Here is a 16,390-nt window from a genome sequence, read left to right on the forward strand (position 1 = left end):
TCGTCGAGCAGGTGGACTACGGTCGACGGGTGAGCGCTCCGACGGTCGACGCGACAGCTGGGCAGGTGGCCGATACGGCACCCGGCTCCGGCGACGCCGCCGGGGTGGCCCGGCCCGGCGAGAGCACCGGATTCACCGTCCGGCTGGACAACTTCACCGGCCCGTTCGACCTGTTGCTGCAGCTCATCGGGAAACACAAGCTGGACGTAACCGAGGTGGCGTTGCACCAGGTCACCGACGAGTTCATCGGCTACATCCGGGCGATGGGCGACGACTGGGACCTGGACGAGGCCAGTGAGTTCCTGGTCGTCGCGGCGACCCTGCTCGACCTCAAGGCGGCCCGGCTGCTGCCCGCCGCCCAGGTCGAGGACGAAGAGGATCTGGCTCTGCTGGAAGCCCGGGACCTGCTGTTCGCCCGGCTGTTGCAGTACAAGGCGTTCAAGGAGGCCGCGGGGCACATCGCCGAGCTGGAGACCGCCGGGGCCCGCCGCTATCCCCGCTCGGTCACCATGGAGGAGCGGTACGCGCAGGCGCTGCCTGAACTGGTGCTCGGTGTCGGTCCGGAGCGGCTCGCGAAGCTCGCGATCAGGGCGATGACGCCACGCGTCGCACCGGTCGTCTCCATCGACCACGTGCACCAGATCCGGGTGAGCGTGCGGGAGCACGCCACTCTGTTGCGTGACCGGCTGCGCCGGATGGGCACCGCGACGTTCCAGACGCTGTGCCTGGACTGCGAGTCCACCCTGGAGGTCGTCGCACGCTTCCTCGCGCTGCTGGAGCTCTACCGGGAGGGTCTGGTCGGCTTCAGCCAGGAGCAGGCCCTGGGAGATCTGACCGTACGCTGGACCGGGGGCGCCGACGGCGGCGGGGAGCTCACCATCGACGAGTACGCCGGCCACCCGGAGGAACGGGACGCCGCGGCGGCACCGCCCGCCCAGCCGGACACCGTCCAGGAGGAGACCTCGTGAGCACCGACGAGCAGCCTGACTCGCTCGCCGAGCAGGCGGCCGCCTGGGTTCCACCGTGGGCTCGGGCCCCCGTACCAGCGGAGCGTGCCCCCGCGCCCGAACCGGAGCCGCCGCCGGACCCCGAGCCTGAACCGGTCCCGGCGGCGGAGCCGGACCCCGAGCCTGAACCGGTGTCGGTCGCTGAGCCGGCACCAGCTACTGAGCCGACCCCGGTGGTTGAGCCGTCGCCGGTCCGACCGGAGGCGCTGGCGTTGCTCGACGACGGCGAGCTGCGCGCCGCGCTCGAAGCAATCATGCTCGTGATCGACGAACCCGTCGCCGAGGTGGTTCTGGCCCAGGTGCTGGAGCAGCCCACCGACCGGATCGCCGCGGTCCTCGCCGACCTTTCCGCCGGCTACACCGCGGCCGGTCACGGCTTCGACCTGCGCCGGGCGGCTGGCGGCTGGCGGCTCTACACCCGTCCGGAGTACGCACCGTACGTGGAGCGGTTCGTGCTCGACGGGCAGTCGGCGCGGCTGACCCAGGCCGCGCTGGAGACCCTCGCTGTGGTCGCCTACAAGCAGCCGGTGACGCGCGGTCGGGTCTCCGCGATCCGGGGTGTCAACTGCGACGGGGTGATCCGTACCCTGTTGTCCCGTGGCCTGATCGAGGAGTGCGGCAGCGAGCCGGAGTCCGGCGCCTACCTCTACCGCACCTCGACGCTGTTCCTGGAGAAACTGGGGTTGGACAGCGTCGAGGAGCTACCCTCGCTCGCGCCGTTCCTGCCCGACGACGTGGAAGAGATTGCCGATGCCCAGCGATGACGACAGCGGTGTCCAGCGTCTGCAGAAGGTGCTCGCCACCGCCGGGGTCGGCTCGCGGCGGGCCTGCGAGGATCTGATCTTCCGACGCCGGGTGACGGTCGACGGACGCATCGCTCAACTCGGTGACAAGGTCGACCCGCGTACGGCGGTCATCCACGTCGACGGCGAACGGGTCGTCGCCGACCACCGGCTCGCCTATCTGGCGATGAACAAGCCCCGCGGTGTCGTTTCCACCATGGCAGACGAAAAGGGGCGTACCGCGTTGTCGGACCTGCTCGACCGGGTCGACCAGCGGGTCTACCACGTCGGCCGGCTGGACGCGGACAGTGAGGGACTGTTGCTGCTGACCAACGACGGCACGCTGGCGCATCGCCTGATGCATCCGTCGTACGGGGTGCCGAAGACGTACCTGTGTGAGATCGCCGGCCCGGTGCCCCGGGCGGTCGGCCGCCGGCTGCTCGCCGGTGTCGACCTCGACGACGGGCCGGCCAAAGTGGACAAGTACGCGCTGCTGGACACCCTGGGTCGCACCGCGCAGGTTGAGGTGGTGCTGCACGAGGGGCGCAACCACATCGTGCGTCGGCTGTTCGACGAGGTGGGGCACCCGGTCTCGCGACTGGCGCGGACCGCCATCGGGCCGATCCGGCTCGGTGACCTGCGGCCGGGGCGGACCCGGCGGCTGAACAACGCGGAGGTCGCCGCCCTGTTCGCGGCCGTCAGTGACTAACCAGGCATGATGGACCCGGAAAGCGGGCACTCGGCAGGTGCTCTCGTGGATGCTCCCGGGACTACCGGGGCCGGTGGTGCGGAAGAGAGGAAACCGACGGTGGCTGAGCAGGTACGGACCGGGCACTTTGTGGTGGCGGTGGATGGTCCGTCCGGATCCGGCAAATCCACCGTTTCCCGGCGACTGGCCACCGCGACGGGCGCCCGCTATCTGGACACCGGGGCGATGTACCGGGCGATCACCTGGGCGGTGCTCCGGTCTGGCGTCAATCCGCACGACACGCCCGGGGTCGTCAAGGTCGCGTCGGACGTCGCCTTGACCGTCGGCACCGATCCGGCGGCACCGCATATCAGTGCGGACGGCGTCGCGGTGGACGTCGAGATCCGCAGCCAGGAGGTCACCTCCGCAGTGTCCGCGGTGGCCGCCGTGCCTGCGGTACGCGAACGGCTGGTCGCCGAGCAGCGCGCGTTGATCGACCAGCCGGCCCCGATCGTCGTCGAGGGCCGTGACATCGGCTCCGTCGTCGCACCCGACGCCGACCTCAAGGTCTACCTCACCGCTTCGGCCGAGGCCCGGGCGATGCGGCGCAGCGCCGAGACCGCCGCCGACGTGGCGGCGACAGCGGCGGCGCTGGCCCGCCGCGACCGGCTCGACTCGACCCGGGCCGCCGACCCGTTGCAGCAGTCCGCCGACGCGGTCGAGCTGGACACCACCGGGATGGGCATCGACGAGGTCGTCGACCGGCTCCGTGAGCTGCTCGCAGCCCGGACGACCCGGTGAGCGCCGAGGCGGTTCCGGACGAGCGGACCGGGCCGGCTGCCCCGGTCCCGGTGGTCGCCGTCGTCGGGCGTCCCAACGTCGGCAAGTCCACACTGGTCAACCGGATCATCGGCCGCCGGCAGGCGGTGGTGGAGGACACCCCGGGCGTGACCCGGGACCGGGTACCGTACGACGCCAACTGGTCCGGCCGGCAGTTCGTCGTCGTCGACACCGGCGGCTGGGAGCCGGATGCCCGCGACCGCGCCGCCGCGATCGCCGCCCAGGCCGAAGCTGCGGTGGCCACTGCGGACGTCGTCCTGTTCGTCGTCGACGCCACGGTCGGCTCGACCGACGTCGACGAGGCCGCGGTCAAGATGCTGCGACGCAGCGCCAAACCGGTCCTGCTGGTCGCCAACAAGGCCGACAACATGTCCGTCGAGTTGGAGTCGGCCGCCCTGTGGTCGCTCGGCCTGGGGGAGCCGTACCCGGTCTCCGCGCTGCACGGCCGCGGGTCCGGTGATCTGCTCGACGCGGTCCTCGACGCGTTACCTGATCCGCCGCCGGTCACCGAGCCGGGTGGGCCGCGTGGCCCTCGCCGGGTCGCCCTGGTCGGCCGGCCGAACGTCGGCAAGTCGAGTCTGCTCAACCGGCTCGCCCGGGAGGATCGGGCCGTCGTCGACTCCGTCGCGGGCACCACCGTCGACCCGGTGGACAGCATCGTCGAGATCGGCGGTGAGCCCTGGCAGTTCGTCGACACCGCTGGGCTGCGCAAGCGCGCAAACCGGGCCAGCGGCACCGAGTACTACGCCAGCCTGCGCACCGCCGGTGCGATCGAAGCGGCCGAGGTGGCGGTCGTCCTGCTCGACGCCAGCGAAGTCCTGAGCGAGCAGGACCAGCGGGTGTTGTCGATGGTCGTCGAGGCCGGCCGGGCGCTGGTGATCGCGTTCAACAAGTGGGACCTGGTCGACGCCGACCGGCGGTACTACCTGGAGAAGGAGATCGAGCGGGATCTCCGGCGCATCCCGTGGGCGATCCGGGTGAACATCTCCGCCCGGACCGGCCGGTCGGTGGAGCGGCTCGCCCCGGCGCTGCGGACCGCCCTGGCCAGCTGGGAGACCCGGATCCCGACCGGCCAGCTCAACCAGTGGATCACCGCCCTGGTGCAGGCCACCCCGCACCCGGTACGCGGCGGCCGCGCACCGCGCATCCTCTTCGCCACCCAGGCCGGCGTGGCGCCGCCCCGGTTCGTGCTGTTCACCACCGGCCCGCTCGATGCCGGCTACCAGCGGTTCGTCGAGCGCAAGCTGCGGGAGGAGTTCGGCTTCGAGGGAACCCCGATCGAGGTCACGGTGCGCCCGCGCAAGCAGGTGGGTCCCGGCGGGCGGGGCAAGGCCCACGGCTGACGCCTGTTGCCGCTGTGGCTGTCGTGGCCGTCGGGTGGGGCCACGGAGTCCTGGCCGACCGGTGCGCTACGCTGTACCGGCTGCCGCTGGCGTTGTGTCGGCGGAGGCGGGACGTGGCGCAGCTTGGTAGCGCACTTGACTGGGGGTCAAGGGGTCGTCGGTTCGAATCCGGCCGTCCCGACAGTTGTTAAAGAAGCCGCTGACCAGGAGTAATCTCTGGTCAGCAGCTTCTAATGCACTGTGCCTCGGTAGGAGATTGCTGATCTAGACCCGTCGTTCGCACATGCGGTTGAGTGACTTGCGTTGCGGGTCCGGGCGCCTCACCGGTCGGGCATACCGTCGCGTGCCGACAGCGACCGGGTGACGATTTCGAGGACGGCTGGGCGGTGCTCGTTGAGGAAGAAGTGCCCGCCGGTCATCGTGTGGATGGTGACGCCCGCGGTGGTGTGCCGGCGCCACGCGTCGGCCTCGTCCGGGGTGGTCGTCGGGTCGGCGGTGCCGGTCAGTACCGTCACCGGGGCGGAGATCGTCACGTCTGGGGCGCACCGGTAGGTCTCGATCGCACGGTAGTCGTTGCGGATCGCCGGCAGCAGCAGCGCCCGCATCTCCGGGTCGGCGAAGACCCGGCTGTCGGAACCGTCGAGGGCCGTCAGTTCGGCGATGAGGCCGTCGTCGTTGAGAGTGTGTACGCGTTCATCGCGGTGCCGGGACGGAGCGCGGCGGCCGGAGACGAAGAGCCGGCGAGGAGTGAGCCCCAGCCGGTTCTCCAGCCGTCGTGCCACCTCGAAGGCGACGGTCGCGCCCATGCTGTGTCCGAAGAGGGAGACGTCGCCGCCGAGGTCGGGCAGGGCGGCGAGCGCGTCGAAGGCTCCGTCTGCGAGGTCGGCGACGGAATTGGCGAAGGGCTCGTCGTGGCGCTCCATGCGACCGGGGTACTGCACGGCGAGAACCGCGACGGCGGGGGCCAGGGCGACCGAGTGCCGGAAGTAGAAGCTGGCGCTGCCACCGGCGTGCGGGAGGCAGATCAGGCGCGGCGCGTCCACCGCCGCCGAGTGGTAACGGCGAATCCAGGCACCTGCGGTGATCGATGTCATGGGTGTCAGGATGCCGTCCAGGCTTCGCGGGCGCCAGTGCCGGCTAGTCGAGCCGCTCCGCCAGGATCTCCACGGCCAGGGCGGTGGCTGCGACCACGTCCGCCACCTGCTGCATGCTGACCGTTTCGGGGACATCGCCGGCCCGGTGGTAGTGCGGGTTGCGGAAGTTGGCCGTGTCGGTGATTTGGACCGCGGGCAGATCGGCGTCCCAGAACGGCAGGTGGTCGCTGCGCGCGAAGTGCTGGGTGAACGGCACGAAACGGCCAAGCAGCGGCCCCAGCACAGGGAGGTCGGTGGGTGCGCGGAGCAGAATAGTGCCGGTCGGGCCGGCCAGCTGGGTCAGGGCGGCCGCGAACAGCGTCGCCATCGTACGACTGGACCGCTGGTAGAGCACGGCAGCGAAGTCCGCTCGCTGCCCGTCGCGCCGAATTCGCTTGATCTGCCCAGGGTAGAGCAGGCCGAGCCCGGTCGGCAGATGTTGGCTGCCGGGCTCCGTGCTAGCGAATCCGAGCATCTCGAACACATAGGCGCCGACCACCTTCCGCCTGGCAACCGACATCTGCCGCACCAGGTGACGGGCACCGTGAAAGCCGAGTTCCTCGTGGTCGACCGCGACGAGCAGCACCGTACGGCGGAACCGTGTCCCACCCAGCAGTCGTGCCAGTTCCAGTAGTCCGACCACGCCGGTGCCGTTGTCGTCGGCGCCGCCGGTGCCTGGAACCGTGTCGTGGTGGGCGAGGACCAGGACCACCTCGGAGAGCTCGCCCTCCTTGGCGGCGACGATGTTGACGCCGTCGATGTCCACGTCGGTCAGGACGTCCTCGTACCGCCCGCTCGGCCCCCACTGGGGGACACCCCGCGCGTGAAACCGGTCGAGTCGGGCCGTCCAGCCCGCTGCCGCGAAACGGTCCCGTAGGTCACCGTCCAGCTCGGCGCAGGCGTCCGGGGTGAGCACCCGGACCCGGGGTGCCGGGAGTGTCCGGAGCTCGTGTCGGAGCGCGTCGGCGTCGACGGTCGCGCGCAGCTCGCGCACACGTTCGACCTGCCCGGGGTCGAGAACGGGTAGGCGAGGTTCGGCTGCTCCAAAGATGATCAACCTTACATCGGTGGACGTCAGCGTATCCAGTTGACAGTGAGTGCGCCGGCATAACATTTATGAGCATCTATCGATGGTGCGTTCGCTGTCTTCCCTTCGGACGATCCACCACGCTGCGCTGCCCGGTGCCACCCGTGCCGCGCCACACCGGGACACCTCGCGCTTCAGGCCACCCGGGGTGGTCGACCGTAGGTGACAGCGCGCCCTGTCGATCCGTCCGCACGTCAGTGGAGGAGAGCCAGCACATGCGTTAACACCGGTACCGGTCCCGGCTGTGGTCAGCCGCGACCGTGACGGCCGTCATCGCCGGAAGCGGAGTGGCCGTCACGGCCGCGTACGCTGCCGTCGGATGCGGCGTCACCTACTCCGTCGCCTCGCAGTGGCCGGGTGGCTTCACGGCCAGCGTGGCCGTCACCAACCTCGGTGACCCGGTCAGCTCGTGGACGTTGACCTGGAGCTACGGCAACGGTCAGCAGATCACCCAGGCGTGGAACGCCACGGTGTCGCAGAGCGGTGGACAGATCACTGCCCGCAACGCCAGCTACAACGGCAACATCGCTACCGGGGCGACTACGTCGTTCGGCTTCAACGGGTCGTGGAACGGCAGCAACACCGCCCCGACCAGCTTCGCGCTCAACGGCACCACCTGTACGGGGTCGCCCACCGACCCCACCACCCCTCCACCCACGACCGCGCCGCCGTCCAGTCCACCGCCGACCACCGCGCCGCCGCCGATGCCGCCCGGCGACCCGGCCTGGGGCACTGCGCTGCCACCGGCGAGCGCGCCCAGGAGCCGGGCGTACGAACTGATCGCCACCGCCAACGAGAAGGGCTACCTGCCGCGGGCCGGCGAGTGCTCGGTCGAGATCCACGCCCGGTACTGGACCTACGGCCCAGACGGCAAGGTCTACCCGACCTGGCACCCGAGCGGCTGCTACTTCGGCCACGAACACGGTGACGATCCGCGGACCTCGGACCTGTACGGCACCGCAGGCTGGCCGGCCTTCGGCTACACCAGCGAGGTCATGCTGGACAACATGCCCGACCACAGTCACCGCCACGAGGACCACGTCGGGCACAAGGTACTGGTGGTGAACAACAGCAACGTCATCCAGGGGGACAACGGCACCAGCTTTTTCCCACCGGAGCGGCCCACGATCGCCGTCTGCGACGTCTTGCTGAAGTTCCGCCAGGGTACCCACTCGCCGGACGCGTTCACCAACAACGTCCACGAGCTGCTGTTCAACCAGCGCTGCGTCGGGAGCAACGGTGGCCCGGTCACCGAGGCTCGATACAACGCGATGATCCCGCTTGGCCGACCCGGCGGCTTCAGCCCCAGCGAATGCCCCGGCTTCGGTCGTCCGCTCATCGACGTCGCACCCCCGGTGCCGGCGGACTCGCCGTCGGACACCCGATCGCTGAGCCGGTTGATCGCCGAGAACGGCTGTATCGACGCGATCCGGGAAGGTCGTACGCATTTCGACCCGCTCTACCCCAACCCGGTGCCGTTCACGGTTTCCGACATGGACGACTTCTGGTTCTCCGACGTGCGGGTGACGGGCTCCGGGCTGGACTTTCACCTCGCGCGGCTGTTCTACGTCGTCAATCCCTCCCGGTACTACGACCCGACACTGCCGAACAGGATGGGCCGGATCGTGGACCTGTGCTACACCGACCTGGTCGGTGGCGACTACTGCGCCGAGGCTCGACAGGTGACCCAGCAGACCGGCCAACAGGTCGCCTGGGGCGATCCCCGATCGCCGTTCAAGGGCACCCTGCGCGAGTACCGGCCCGGCACCTTCTCGGTGCGCAACAGCGGGCCATCCACGGTCTACACAGACGTGTACGGACGCAACGCCTCCACCACGCCGTTCGCCGGCTGGTAACACCGGAAGCGAGATGTACGTCCGAGGATCCATCAAGGACTACGCGGCGACCGGAGTCCACGCCCCGAACTGACACCTCTGACCCGGGCACCTCCGGCCGCGGTACGCCGTGAGCCGGCCGGCACCGCACAGGGCGGGCCATCGGCGAAACCGATGGCCCGCCCGTCGTCTGCACCCGACACGTCGGCCGGGCAACGCCGGAGAAGCACCGCAGCCGCCAGCCGTAAAGAATCTTGACAACGTTCCGCCACAGCCGACGTCTCGCAGAAGAGGTCGGCACATGTCTGTGCCAGTGCCCAGGGGCATCCTCGTCGAGAGACCTGGCTGACCATGGTGCCCGCCGCGGTCGAGGCCCGCCGGACCCGACACCGGCCGATGGCCGCGCTGTTCACCGGCGCGGCGGTGACCCACGTGCCGATGGTCGGTGCGAGCACGGTGAGCACTCTCGTCGGGGCGCAGTTGCTCAGCCCGCTGTGGAGCGGCATACCGAACGCGGCCGGAATCGTCGGCTCCGCCGTCGGCACCCTGACGCTCGCCGCCGTGCTGGCCAGACGTGGCAGCCGTACCGCGCTCGTGTTGGGCTACCTGGTCGCGGCCGTCGGTGCGGTCGTCGCGGGCGGCGCCGTGCTGGCCGACGCGGCGGGCCCGCTGATGGTCGGCATGCTGCTGCTCGGTGTCGGCAACGGCGCAGCGCAGCTGGCCCGGTACTGCGCGGCGGACCTGTACCCGCCCGACCGCAGGGGTTTCGCGGTCGGCGTCGTCGTCTGGGCGGGTACCGTCGGCGCGTTGGCCGGGCCCAACCTGATCGCGCCACTCGCGCGGTTCTCCGCCGGGCTGGGTCTGCCGCCGCTCGCCGGGCCGTACCTCCTGGCGCTGGTCGGTGCGGGTGCCGCGGCAGCGGCGTCGGCGACCCTGCCGACGACCCGGGCCGGTACGCGGCGCGCTGCCCTGACGCCCGGTGACACGAAGCCGGGTGCCGTGTCGGTCGGGGTGTGGCGACGTCCGGTGGTCCGTACCGCGGTGGTGTCGATGACCGCCGGCCAGGTGTCGATGGTCGCCGTGATGACAATGGCGCCGTTACACATGGACATGCACGGTCACGACCTTGGCGCGGTAGGTGCGGTGGTCAGCTCGCACCTGCTCGGCATGTTCCTGCTGGCGCCGCTGTCCGGGCACATCGTCGACCGGTTCGGGGCACGGACGGCGATCCTCGCCGGCATCGGGTTGATCGCCCTGTCCACGATGGTCGCATTGGTGCCGGCGGCCGCAAGCGCGCAGCTGTACGTCGCGCTGTTCCTACTCGGTTCCGGCTGGAACCTCACCTTCGTCGGCGGCAGCGGCCTGCTCACCCAGTCGTTGACACTCGCCGACCGCCAGCACGTCCAGGGGGGCGTGGACGCGGTCGCCTGGGGAGCCTCGGCGGTGGCCAGCGTCGGTGCCGGAATGGTGCTCGGCACCGTCGGGTACCCGGTGTTGGCGGTCAGTGCCGGTGCGGCGGTGCTGCTCCCGTTGTTCCTGCTGGCCCGGGCGGATGGCCCGGCGGCCGCCCCGTCCTCCGGCGGAGCCGAAGACCCGCCGGACCGGCACGGCGGGCAGCCGTGCTGTTAGCGCCGCCGGCCAGCCGTGCCGCTAGCGTCCGCCGGGCCGGGGCGGCCGGTCAACCGGGCGCGGAGCGTTGCCGTCGGCCGGTCCCAACGTGGTCATGTCGACGACGAGGTCGGCTCGGTCTCGACCGGCCCCGATCAACCGGGCGTTCGGGTCGTCGACCGTGGCTACCCAGGCGCGGGCGGCGGCGGGTGACTTGCCGAACTCGACGTGCCGGCGGATGAGACGGTCCCGCCGTACGTCGTCGTCGAGTTGGCAGAACCACACCTCGGCCAGCAGCGCACGTACCGCCGGCCAGGGCTCTGCGTCCGCGAGCAGGTAGTTTCCTTCGGTGACGACCAGCCGTACCGGTGGGTCCACCGCGATGGTGCCGGCCACCGGTTGTTCGAGGTCACGTTCGAAACCCGGCGCCCAGACGGTCCGATGCCGCTCGGTCCGCAGCCGGTGCAGCAGGGCAAGGTAGCCGTCACCGTCGAAGGTGTCGATGGCGCCCTTGCGGTCGCGCCGGCCGAGCCGGTCCAGTGCCGCGTCGGACAGGTGGAAGCCGTCCATCGGCACCAGCGCCGCCGGAACCCCGACCTGCCGCAGCCCGGCGACCAGCAGCGCCGCCAGCGTCGATTTGCCCGCCGCCGGGCAGCCGGTGATGCCGAGCAGGAGTCGGCCGTCGCGGGGGACAAGCCGGTGGGCACGTGCGACGAGTTCATCGAGCATGCACCAGCTTAAGCAGCGCCGGGGAGCCGTTGGCCGACTCCCCGGCGGACACGGGTATCCGCTGCCGGCCCTCGACCCATTGACATCGAGACTGCAGGTAGTTAACACTGTCGATTCAATCCGGCAATCGCGCGGCAATCGTACCGGGTGCCGTGTTAGCGATAACATCGGATGATCTGGATACCTGTCGCCTGCGGCGTCGCTGCCGTCCGGTGCCCGGCAGTGCCACGTCGTGCGCCAGCACGTAGGCGGCGGACCGCCGGCGCTGGCCGGACCCGACCAACTCCAACTGAAGGAGACCCGATGCCGAGGACCCTTGCCCGGCTCAGCGCCGTCCTCGCCGCCGCCTGCCTGCTGTTCACCTCATGGTCGGTGACCGCGGCGAGACCGGCTGCCGCCCTCGACCCGTTCACCGGATACCTGTTGGCCCACTTCACCGGGGAGTCGACCAACGGCGAGCAGATCTATCTGGCGCACAGTACCGACGGGCTGCACTGGACCGACCTCAACAACGGCAGCCCGGTCCTGATATCCACAGTGGGCACCCGTGGCGTGCGGGACCCGGTCCTGGTCCGCTCACCGGCCGGCGACCGGTACTGGATCATCGCCACCGATCTGCGGATCGCCAGCGGAACGTCGTGGAACGACGCCGCCAACCGGGGCAGCACCTCGATCGTCGTCTGGGAGTCCACCGACCTGGTCAACTGGTCGGCACCGTGGCTGCTCAACGTCGCCAACGGTATCGCGGGCGCCGGCAACGCCTGGGCACCGGAGGCGATCTACAACCCGGCGACCGGTGACTACGTCGTCTACTGGGCGACCAACTCGGCCCGCAACGGGGTCACCAAGCACCGCATCTGGTACGCGCGGACCAGCGACTTCCGTACCATCGGTGCTCCGCAGCTGTACATCGATCGGGGTAGCGGCCAGGGCATCATCGACACCCAGATCATCGAGGTCCCGAACAGCGTCGGCGGCTACCGCTACTACCGGGCGTCGGCCGACGGTCACATCACCATCGAGGCGAGCAACTCGATCCTCGGTAACTGGACGACCCTCGGCAACCTGTCGCACCTGGGCATCTCCAACGGCACCGGCGGCGGCAACGTCGTCGAGGGCCCGATGTGGGCCCAGTTCAACGGCCGTGACGAGTGGGTGCTCTGGCTTGACCAGTACGCCACCGGCCGCGGCTACCTGCCGGTCACCTCGACTAACCTGGGCGGCACGGGCAACTTCCGGACCCGGTCGGACTACAGCATGGGCGGCAGCCGCAAGCGGCACGGATCGATCCTCAACCTGACCGCGGCCGAGCAGTCCAGGGTGCTTGCCCGCTGGGGCACGACCACCCCGGTGAACCGAATTCAGTCGTACAACTACCCGGACCGCTACGTGCGGCACGCCAACTTCGACGTGCGCATCGACGCCAACGTCAGCCCGGCCCAGGACGCGCAGTTCCGGCTGGTGCCCGGCCTGTCCGGCGGCTCGGGGTACGTCTCGATCGAATCGGTCAACTATCCGGGCCACTACCTGCGGCACTACGCGTTCGACTTCGAGTTGGCACCCGACGACGGCTCGGCGGTCTTCGCCGCCGACGCCACCTTCCGCCGGGTCGTCGGCCTGGCCGACGCCGGATGGTCGTCGTTCCAGTCCTACAACTTCCCGGACCGCTACATCCGGCACTACGGCTACCAACTGCGCCTCGACCCGATCGCCGACGCGCAGGCACGCGCCGACGCCACCTTCCGCGTCACCGGCTGACCCGGTGGCCCACACTGACCTGGTGCAGAAGCAGACAGCGCCGGTACGGTCCGCCGTAGTGGTCAACCCTACGAAGGTTACTGACCTCGACGTCCTGCGAGCGGCGGTCGACGCGAGCCTGGCCGAAGCCGGCTGGGCGGCACCGATCTGGCTGGAGACGACGGTCGCCGAACCGGGGCGGACGCAGGCCCGGGACGCGGTCGCGGCCGGGGTTGACGTCGTGTTCGCCTGCGGCGGCGACGGCACCGTGATGTCGTGTGTCGCCGGTCTGGTCGGCACCGACGTGGCGCTCGCCATCCTGCCGGCCGGCACCGGTAACCTGCTCGCCGCCAACCTGGGGCTGTCGACCGACCTCGCGGCCGGGCTGGAGGTCGCGGTGGAACGGCAGACCCGCCGGCTCGACGTCGGTCGGCTCGACGACGAGCGCTGCTTCGTGGTGATGGCTGGCATGGGGTTCGACGCGAGCCTGCTGGCCGCCACCTCCGAGCAGGCCAAGGCACGGATCGGCTGGCTGGCGTATGTTGCCGGCGCCGTGCGGCACCTGCGGGACCGGCCGGTGCCGGTGCAGGTCCAGATCGACGACCAGCCGCCGGTACGGTCCCGGGCCCGCACCGTGCTGGTGGCCAACGTCGGCCGGCTGCAGGGCGGGATGACCCTGCTGGCCGACGCCGAACCCGACGACGGTCTGCTCGACGTCGCCGTGCTGACGCCACGGACGCTGCGGCACTGGCTTGCGCTGGCCTGGGCACTGGTACGGGGTCGGCGACGGGTGCCGCGGATGCAGGTGTACCGGGGGCGCGAGGTGTCGGTGGTCAGTGACCGCGACCAACCCCGCGAGCTCGACGGCGACCTGATCGAACCCGGCGCCACGCTGCGGGTGACGGTCCAGCCGGCGGCGTTGCTGCTGTGCGTGCCGCGTCCGGCGGATGACCCGGACCTGTCGGTGGACGCCGGCGCCGCCGCGCGGCGCGGCACGGCGCTCGTCGAACGTACCCGTGACGCGCACTGACCGGCCCGGGGCGTGGCCGCCCCGAGTCAGCCGTTGTCGCTGTGTCCCAGCCGGGCGAGCAGCCCGGTGTGCTGCCGCTGGTGACGCTCGGCCCGTCGGCCGAGCGCGTCCGCCCGGCCCCACCGGCCGGGTACGTCGAGCAGCTCGATCCGGGGTATCGACGGCGGGAGATGCGGGTCGACGCCCAGATGGTCCTGGTACGGGGTGAGATCCAGCATGGTACGCAGCAGCAGCAGCACCGCCCCCGCCGACCAGCCCTGTGGGCTGCACGCCGTCGGGTACTCGACCGGATATTCGGTCAACTCGCGTCGGTAGCCGGCGAAGGCCTCCGGCAACCGTCCGTCGAAGAACCCGGACGCCTCGATCATCCCTTCCGCGATCCGGGCGGCCTCCTCGCGGAACCCGTACCGGCGCAGCCCCCAGGCGATGATCGAGTTGTCGAACGGCCAGACCGACCCCACGTGGTAGCCGACCGGGTTGTACCGTGCCTCGGTCTCGGCCAACGTCCGTACCCCCCAGCCGGAGAACATCGCCGGCCCGAGCAGATACTCGGCCAACTTGCCGGCCCGATCCGGCTCGACGATTCCGCTCCACAGCAGGTGCCCCATGTTCGACGCCAGCGCGTCGACCGGGGTGCCGTCCGGGTCGAGAGCGAGCGCGTAGTACTCGCCGTCGGCCACCCAGAAGTCGCGGTTGAACCGCTGCTTCAGGTCGGCGGCCTCCCGCTCCAGCCGGTCGGCGTACGCTGGGTCGTTCCAGAACTGGCGGGCCAGCCGGGCGCCACGGATTTTGGCGTCATAGGCGTAACCCTGCAGCTCGCAGGTTGCCCTCGGCAGCGCGGACAGCCGTCCGTCACGGTAGGAGATCGCGTCCCAGGAGTCCTTCCAACACTGGTTCTCCAGACCATTGCGGGTGTTGCGTCGCCAGTAGGAGACGTAGCCGTTGCCGACCAGGTCCCCGTATTCGTCGATCCAGTGCAACGCGGCGCGGGCCTGGCGTTCGAGCCCGCGGACCAGTTCGACGTCGCCGCTCCACCGTTCGTACTCGTCGAGCAGGATCACGAACAGCGGAGTCGCGTCGGCCGAGCCGTAGTACGGGGTGTGCGGCTGCTCCTCGAACGCCGCAGACTCGCCGTACCGGAATTCGTGCAGTATCTTGCCGGGCTCCTCCTCCCGCAGGTCGTCTAGGCTGCCGCCCTGCAATGAGCCGAGCAGTCGCAGCACCGGGGGAGTCAGCTGGGGTAGGAACGGCATGGTCTGCAGGCTGATGAAGATGCTGTCCCGGCCGAACAGCGTCATGAACCAGGGCAGCCCAGCGGTCGGGATCGCGCCGGTGGCGGTCAGCGAGGCATACCGCATGGCGGCGAGGTCGATCAGGCTTCGCTCATACGCCGTGGTGAGGTTGGGGTTGTCGGCGAGCAACTCCGGCGCCTGGTCGATCCAGCGCTCCAGCTCTTGGCGTAGTTGCGGTCGGGCCCGGCGCCGGTAGGCGCCCCAGATGGTCGGCGACGTGGGGTCGCCGCCATTGATCACCGGTTCCACCCGGAGTTCGGTCTGCCATTGACCGCGCGGCTCCAGGGTGACGTCGAACGTCATGCCGTCGTCGTCGATCCGGGCCGGAAGCGTGCTGGAGATGACGGTGTCCCGCCGAAAGGTCTCCCGCCGGTAGCTGTACCGCAGCCGACCGTCGTCGTGCTGGACCGACTTCGTTCCGCGCTTGTGCTGAACGTCCTTGATTTCGAACAGGTCCGCGAAGTCGGTGTCCATGTCGACTCGCAGGGTCAGGGTTGCCGGCGCGATGTCATGGTTGAGCACGGTGATCCGCTCGACGAACGCCGCGCCGATCGACTGCTCCCGGATGACGGACAGCTTGGCGTCGACGTAGTGAGTGGGTCGGCCCGGCACGAGGAAGAAGCGGGTCTCGAAGAAGTGCAGGTCGTCCTGGGACAGCGCGTTCAGTCGATGGCCGTCGATCCGGAGCACCCAGGTGGAGAGGAAGCGCGTATCGAACGAGAACAGGCCGGTTGGCAGGTCCGGTGAGGCGGTCACGTCACCGCGTTCGTCAGTCACCACGAAGGTGTTCCCGTCCAGGATGCTGACGGTCTTCTCGTTCATTCTTGACGGCCTCCCTCCGGGTGAAGTCCCTTGGATGCAGCCCGGCCGGCACACTGCCGAACAGGACCCGGCAGATCTGGTCCGCAAGGCCCAGGTCTCCCTCGACGACGACCGTGTTGCGGAACAGCAGGGGGATGAACCGGTCCTCGCCCCGGGCCAACCGGTCGAAGCGGACCCGTTCACTGCGGATGATCGAATCCGGCTCGGGCCCCGTCGACGACACCTGGACCTTCCCGGTTCCCAGGGTGACAAACCAGTGCGTCGTCCTGCTCTCGTCGTGCACGTCGAAGCGAACGGTGCCGCTCAGCCGGGGTGGCAGCCGGGTCAGGACCGAGCTTGCGTCGCGAACCAGCCGATCCAGCGCGTCCTCGACCGTGTCGACCATCCGACCCCACCTCCTCGCGCCGTGTGACGTCCTCGGTGCACCGTAGGTCGGGCCGAGACCGACCCGCATCAC

The 16,390-nt window shown here is 70.2% G+C and carries 14 protein-coding genes and 1 tRNA gene; 10 read left to right on the top strand and 5 right to left on the bottom strand.

Annotation, left to right across the window (positions count from 1 at the left end; all coding sequences use genetic code 11):
• Window positions 1–29: 29 nt before the first annotated feature.
• The 6 genes from ACFHWS_RS13245 (at window position 30) to ACFHWS_RS13270 (ending at window position 4,841) form a co-directional block, all read left to right on the top strand.
• Window positions 30–968: a segregation and condensation protein A gene (locus ACFHWS_RS13245; protein ID WP_416555059.1), complete on the top strand. Its 939-nt coding sequence runs from the start codon at window positions 30–32 to the stop codon at window positions 966–968.
• On the top strand, window positions 965–1,771 hold the full coding sequence (scpB, locus tag ACFHWS_RS13250; protein ID WP_416568276.1) for an SMC-Scp complex subunit ScpB: 807 nt from the start codon (window positions 965–967) through the stop codon (window positions 1,769–1,771). The genes ACFHWS_RS13245 and scpB overlap by 4 nt, the downstream gene beginning before the upstream one ends.
• Window positions 1,758–2,498 carry a pseudouridine synthase gene (locus tag ACFHWS_RS13255; RefSeq protein WP_416568277.1) on the top strand — a complete coding sequence of 247 codons (741 nt, stop codon included), beginning with the start codon at window positions 1,758–1,760 and terminating at the stop codon, window positions 2,496–2,498. The genes scpB and ACFHWS_RS13255 overlap by 14 nt, the downstream gene beginning before the upstream one ends.
• Before the next feature lie 99 nt (window positions 2,499–2,597).
• A complete protein-coding gene (gene cmk, locus ACFHWS_RS13260) occupies window positions 2,598–3,278 on the top strand; it encodes a (d)CMP kinase (RefSeq protein WP_416555063.1) in 681 nt (226 codons plus the stop codon).
• On the top strand, window positions 3,275–4,660 hold the full coding sequence (der, locus tag ACFHWS_RS13265) for a ribosome biogenesis GTPase Der (RefSeq protein ID WP_416555065.1): 1,386 nt from the start codon (window positions 3,275–3,277) through the stop codon (window positions 4,658–4,660). The genes cmk and der overlap by 4 nt, the downstream gene beginning before the upstream one ends.
• Window positions 4,661–4,767: 107 nt before the next feature.
• Window positions 4,768–4,841: transfer RNA gene (locus ACFHWS_RS13270), tRNA-Pro, on the top strand.
• A 139-nt stretch (window positions 4,842–4,980) separates the two neighbouring features.
• Here ACFHWS_RS13270 and ACFHWS_RS13275 read toward each other — a convergent pair.
• Together ACFHWS_RS13275 and ACFHWS_RS13280 are read right to left on the bottom strand one after the other, a co-directional pair.
• Window positions 4,981–5,754, bottom strand: a complete 774-nt coding sequence (locus ACFHWS_RS13275; RefSeq protein ID WP_416568278.1) for a thioesterase II family protein — start codon at window positions 5,752–5,754, stop codon at window positions 4,981–4,983.
• 43 nt (window positions 5,755–5,797) lie between these two features.
• Window positions 5,798–6,787 carry a M20/M25/M40 family metallo-hydrolase gene (locus ACFHWS_RS13280; protein ID WP_416555069.1) on the bottom strand — a complete coding sequence of 330 codons (990 nt, stop codon included), beginning with the start codon at window positions 6,785–6,787 and terminating at the stop codon, window positions 5,798–5,800.
• A 380-nt stretch (window positions 6,788–7,167) separates the two neighbouring features.
• Here ACFHWS_RS13280 and ACFHWS_RS13285 point away from each other — a divergent pair, with 380 nt between their 5' ends.
• Window positions 7,168–8,736 carry a cellulose-binding domain-containing protein gene (locus ACFHWS_RS13285; protein ID WP_416568279.1) on the top strand — a complete coding sequence of 523 codons (1,569 nt, stop codon included), beginning with the start codon at window positions 7,168–7,170 and terminating at the stop codon, window positions 8,734–8,736.
• A 330-nt stretch (window positions 8,737–9,066) separates the two neighbouring features.
• The gene (locus ACFHWS_RS13290) at window positions 9,067–10,344 is read left to right on the top strand and encodes an MFS transporter (protein WP_416568280.1); all 1,278 of its coding nucleotides are present in this window, start codon (window positions 9,067–9,069) and stop codon (window positions 10,342–10,344) included.
• A 21-nt stretch (window positions 10,345–10,365) separates the two neighbouring features.
• On the opposite strand, the gene ACFHWS_RS13295 is transcribed toward ACFHWS_RS13290, so the two are convergent.
• Window positions 10,366–11,052 (bottom strand): nucleoside/nucleotide kinase family protein, encoded by a 687-nt coding sequence (locus tag ACFHWS_RS13295; protein ID WP_416555077.1) that lies wholly within the window; start codon window positions 11,050–11,052, stop codon window positions 10,366–10,368.
• A gap of 303 nt (window positions 11,053–11,355) precedes the next feature.
• On the opposite strand from ACFHWS_RS13295, the gene ACFHWS_RS13300 reads away from it, so the two are divergent.
• On the top strand, window positions 11,356–12,810 hold the full coding sequence (locus ACFHWS_RS13300; protein ID WP_416555079.1) for a glycoside hydrolase family 43 protein: 1,455 nt from the start codon (window positions 11,356–11,358) through the stop codon (window positions 12,808–12,810).
• Between the two features lie 22 nt (window positions 12,811–12,832).
• A complete protein-coding gene (locus tag ACFHWS_RS13305) occupies window positions 12,833–13,819 on the top strand; it encodes a diacylglycerol/lipid kinase family protein (protein WP_416555081.1) in 987 nt (328 codons plus the stop codon).
• A gap of 26 nt (window positions 13,820–13,845) precedes the next feature.
• Here ACFHWS_RS13305 and ACFHWS_RS13310 read toward each other — a convergent pair whose 3' ends face one another.
• Window positions 13,846–15,933, bottom strand: a complete 2,088-nt coding sequence (locus ACFHWS_RS13310; protein ID WP_416568281.1) for a glycogen debranching N-terminal domain-containing protein — start codon at window positions 15,931–15,933, stop codon at window positions 13,846–13,848.
• A complete protein-coding gene (locus ACFHWS_RS13315; RefSeq protein ID WP_416555085.1) occupies window positions 15,881–16,318 on the bottom strand; it encodes an SCP2 sterol-binding domain-containing protein in 438 nt (145 codons plus the stop codon). The genes ACFHWS_RS13310 and ACFHWS_RS13315 overlap by 53 nt, the downstream gene beginning before the upstream one ends.
• Between the last annotated feature and the right edge of the window lie 72 nt (window positions 16,319–16,390).

It is taken from the genome of Micromonospora sp. LOL_013, from assembly GCF_048060315.1.
Classification (GTDB): domain Bacteria; phylum Actinomycetota; class Actinomycetes; order Mycobacteriales; family Micromonosporaceae; genus Micromonospora_E.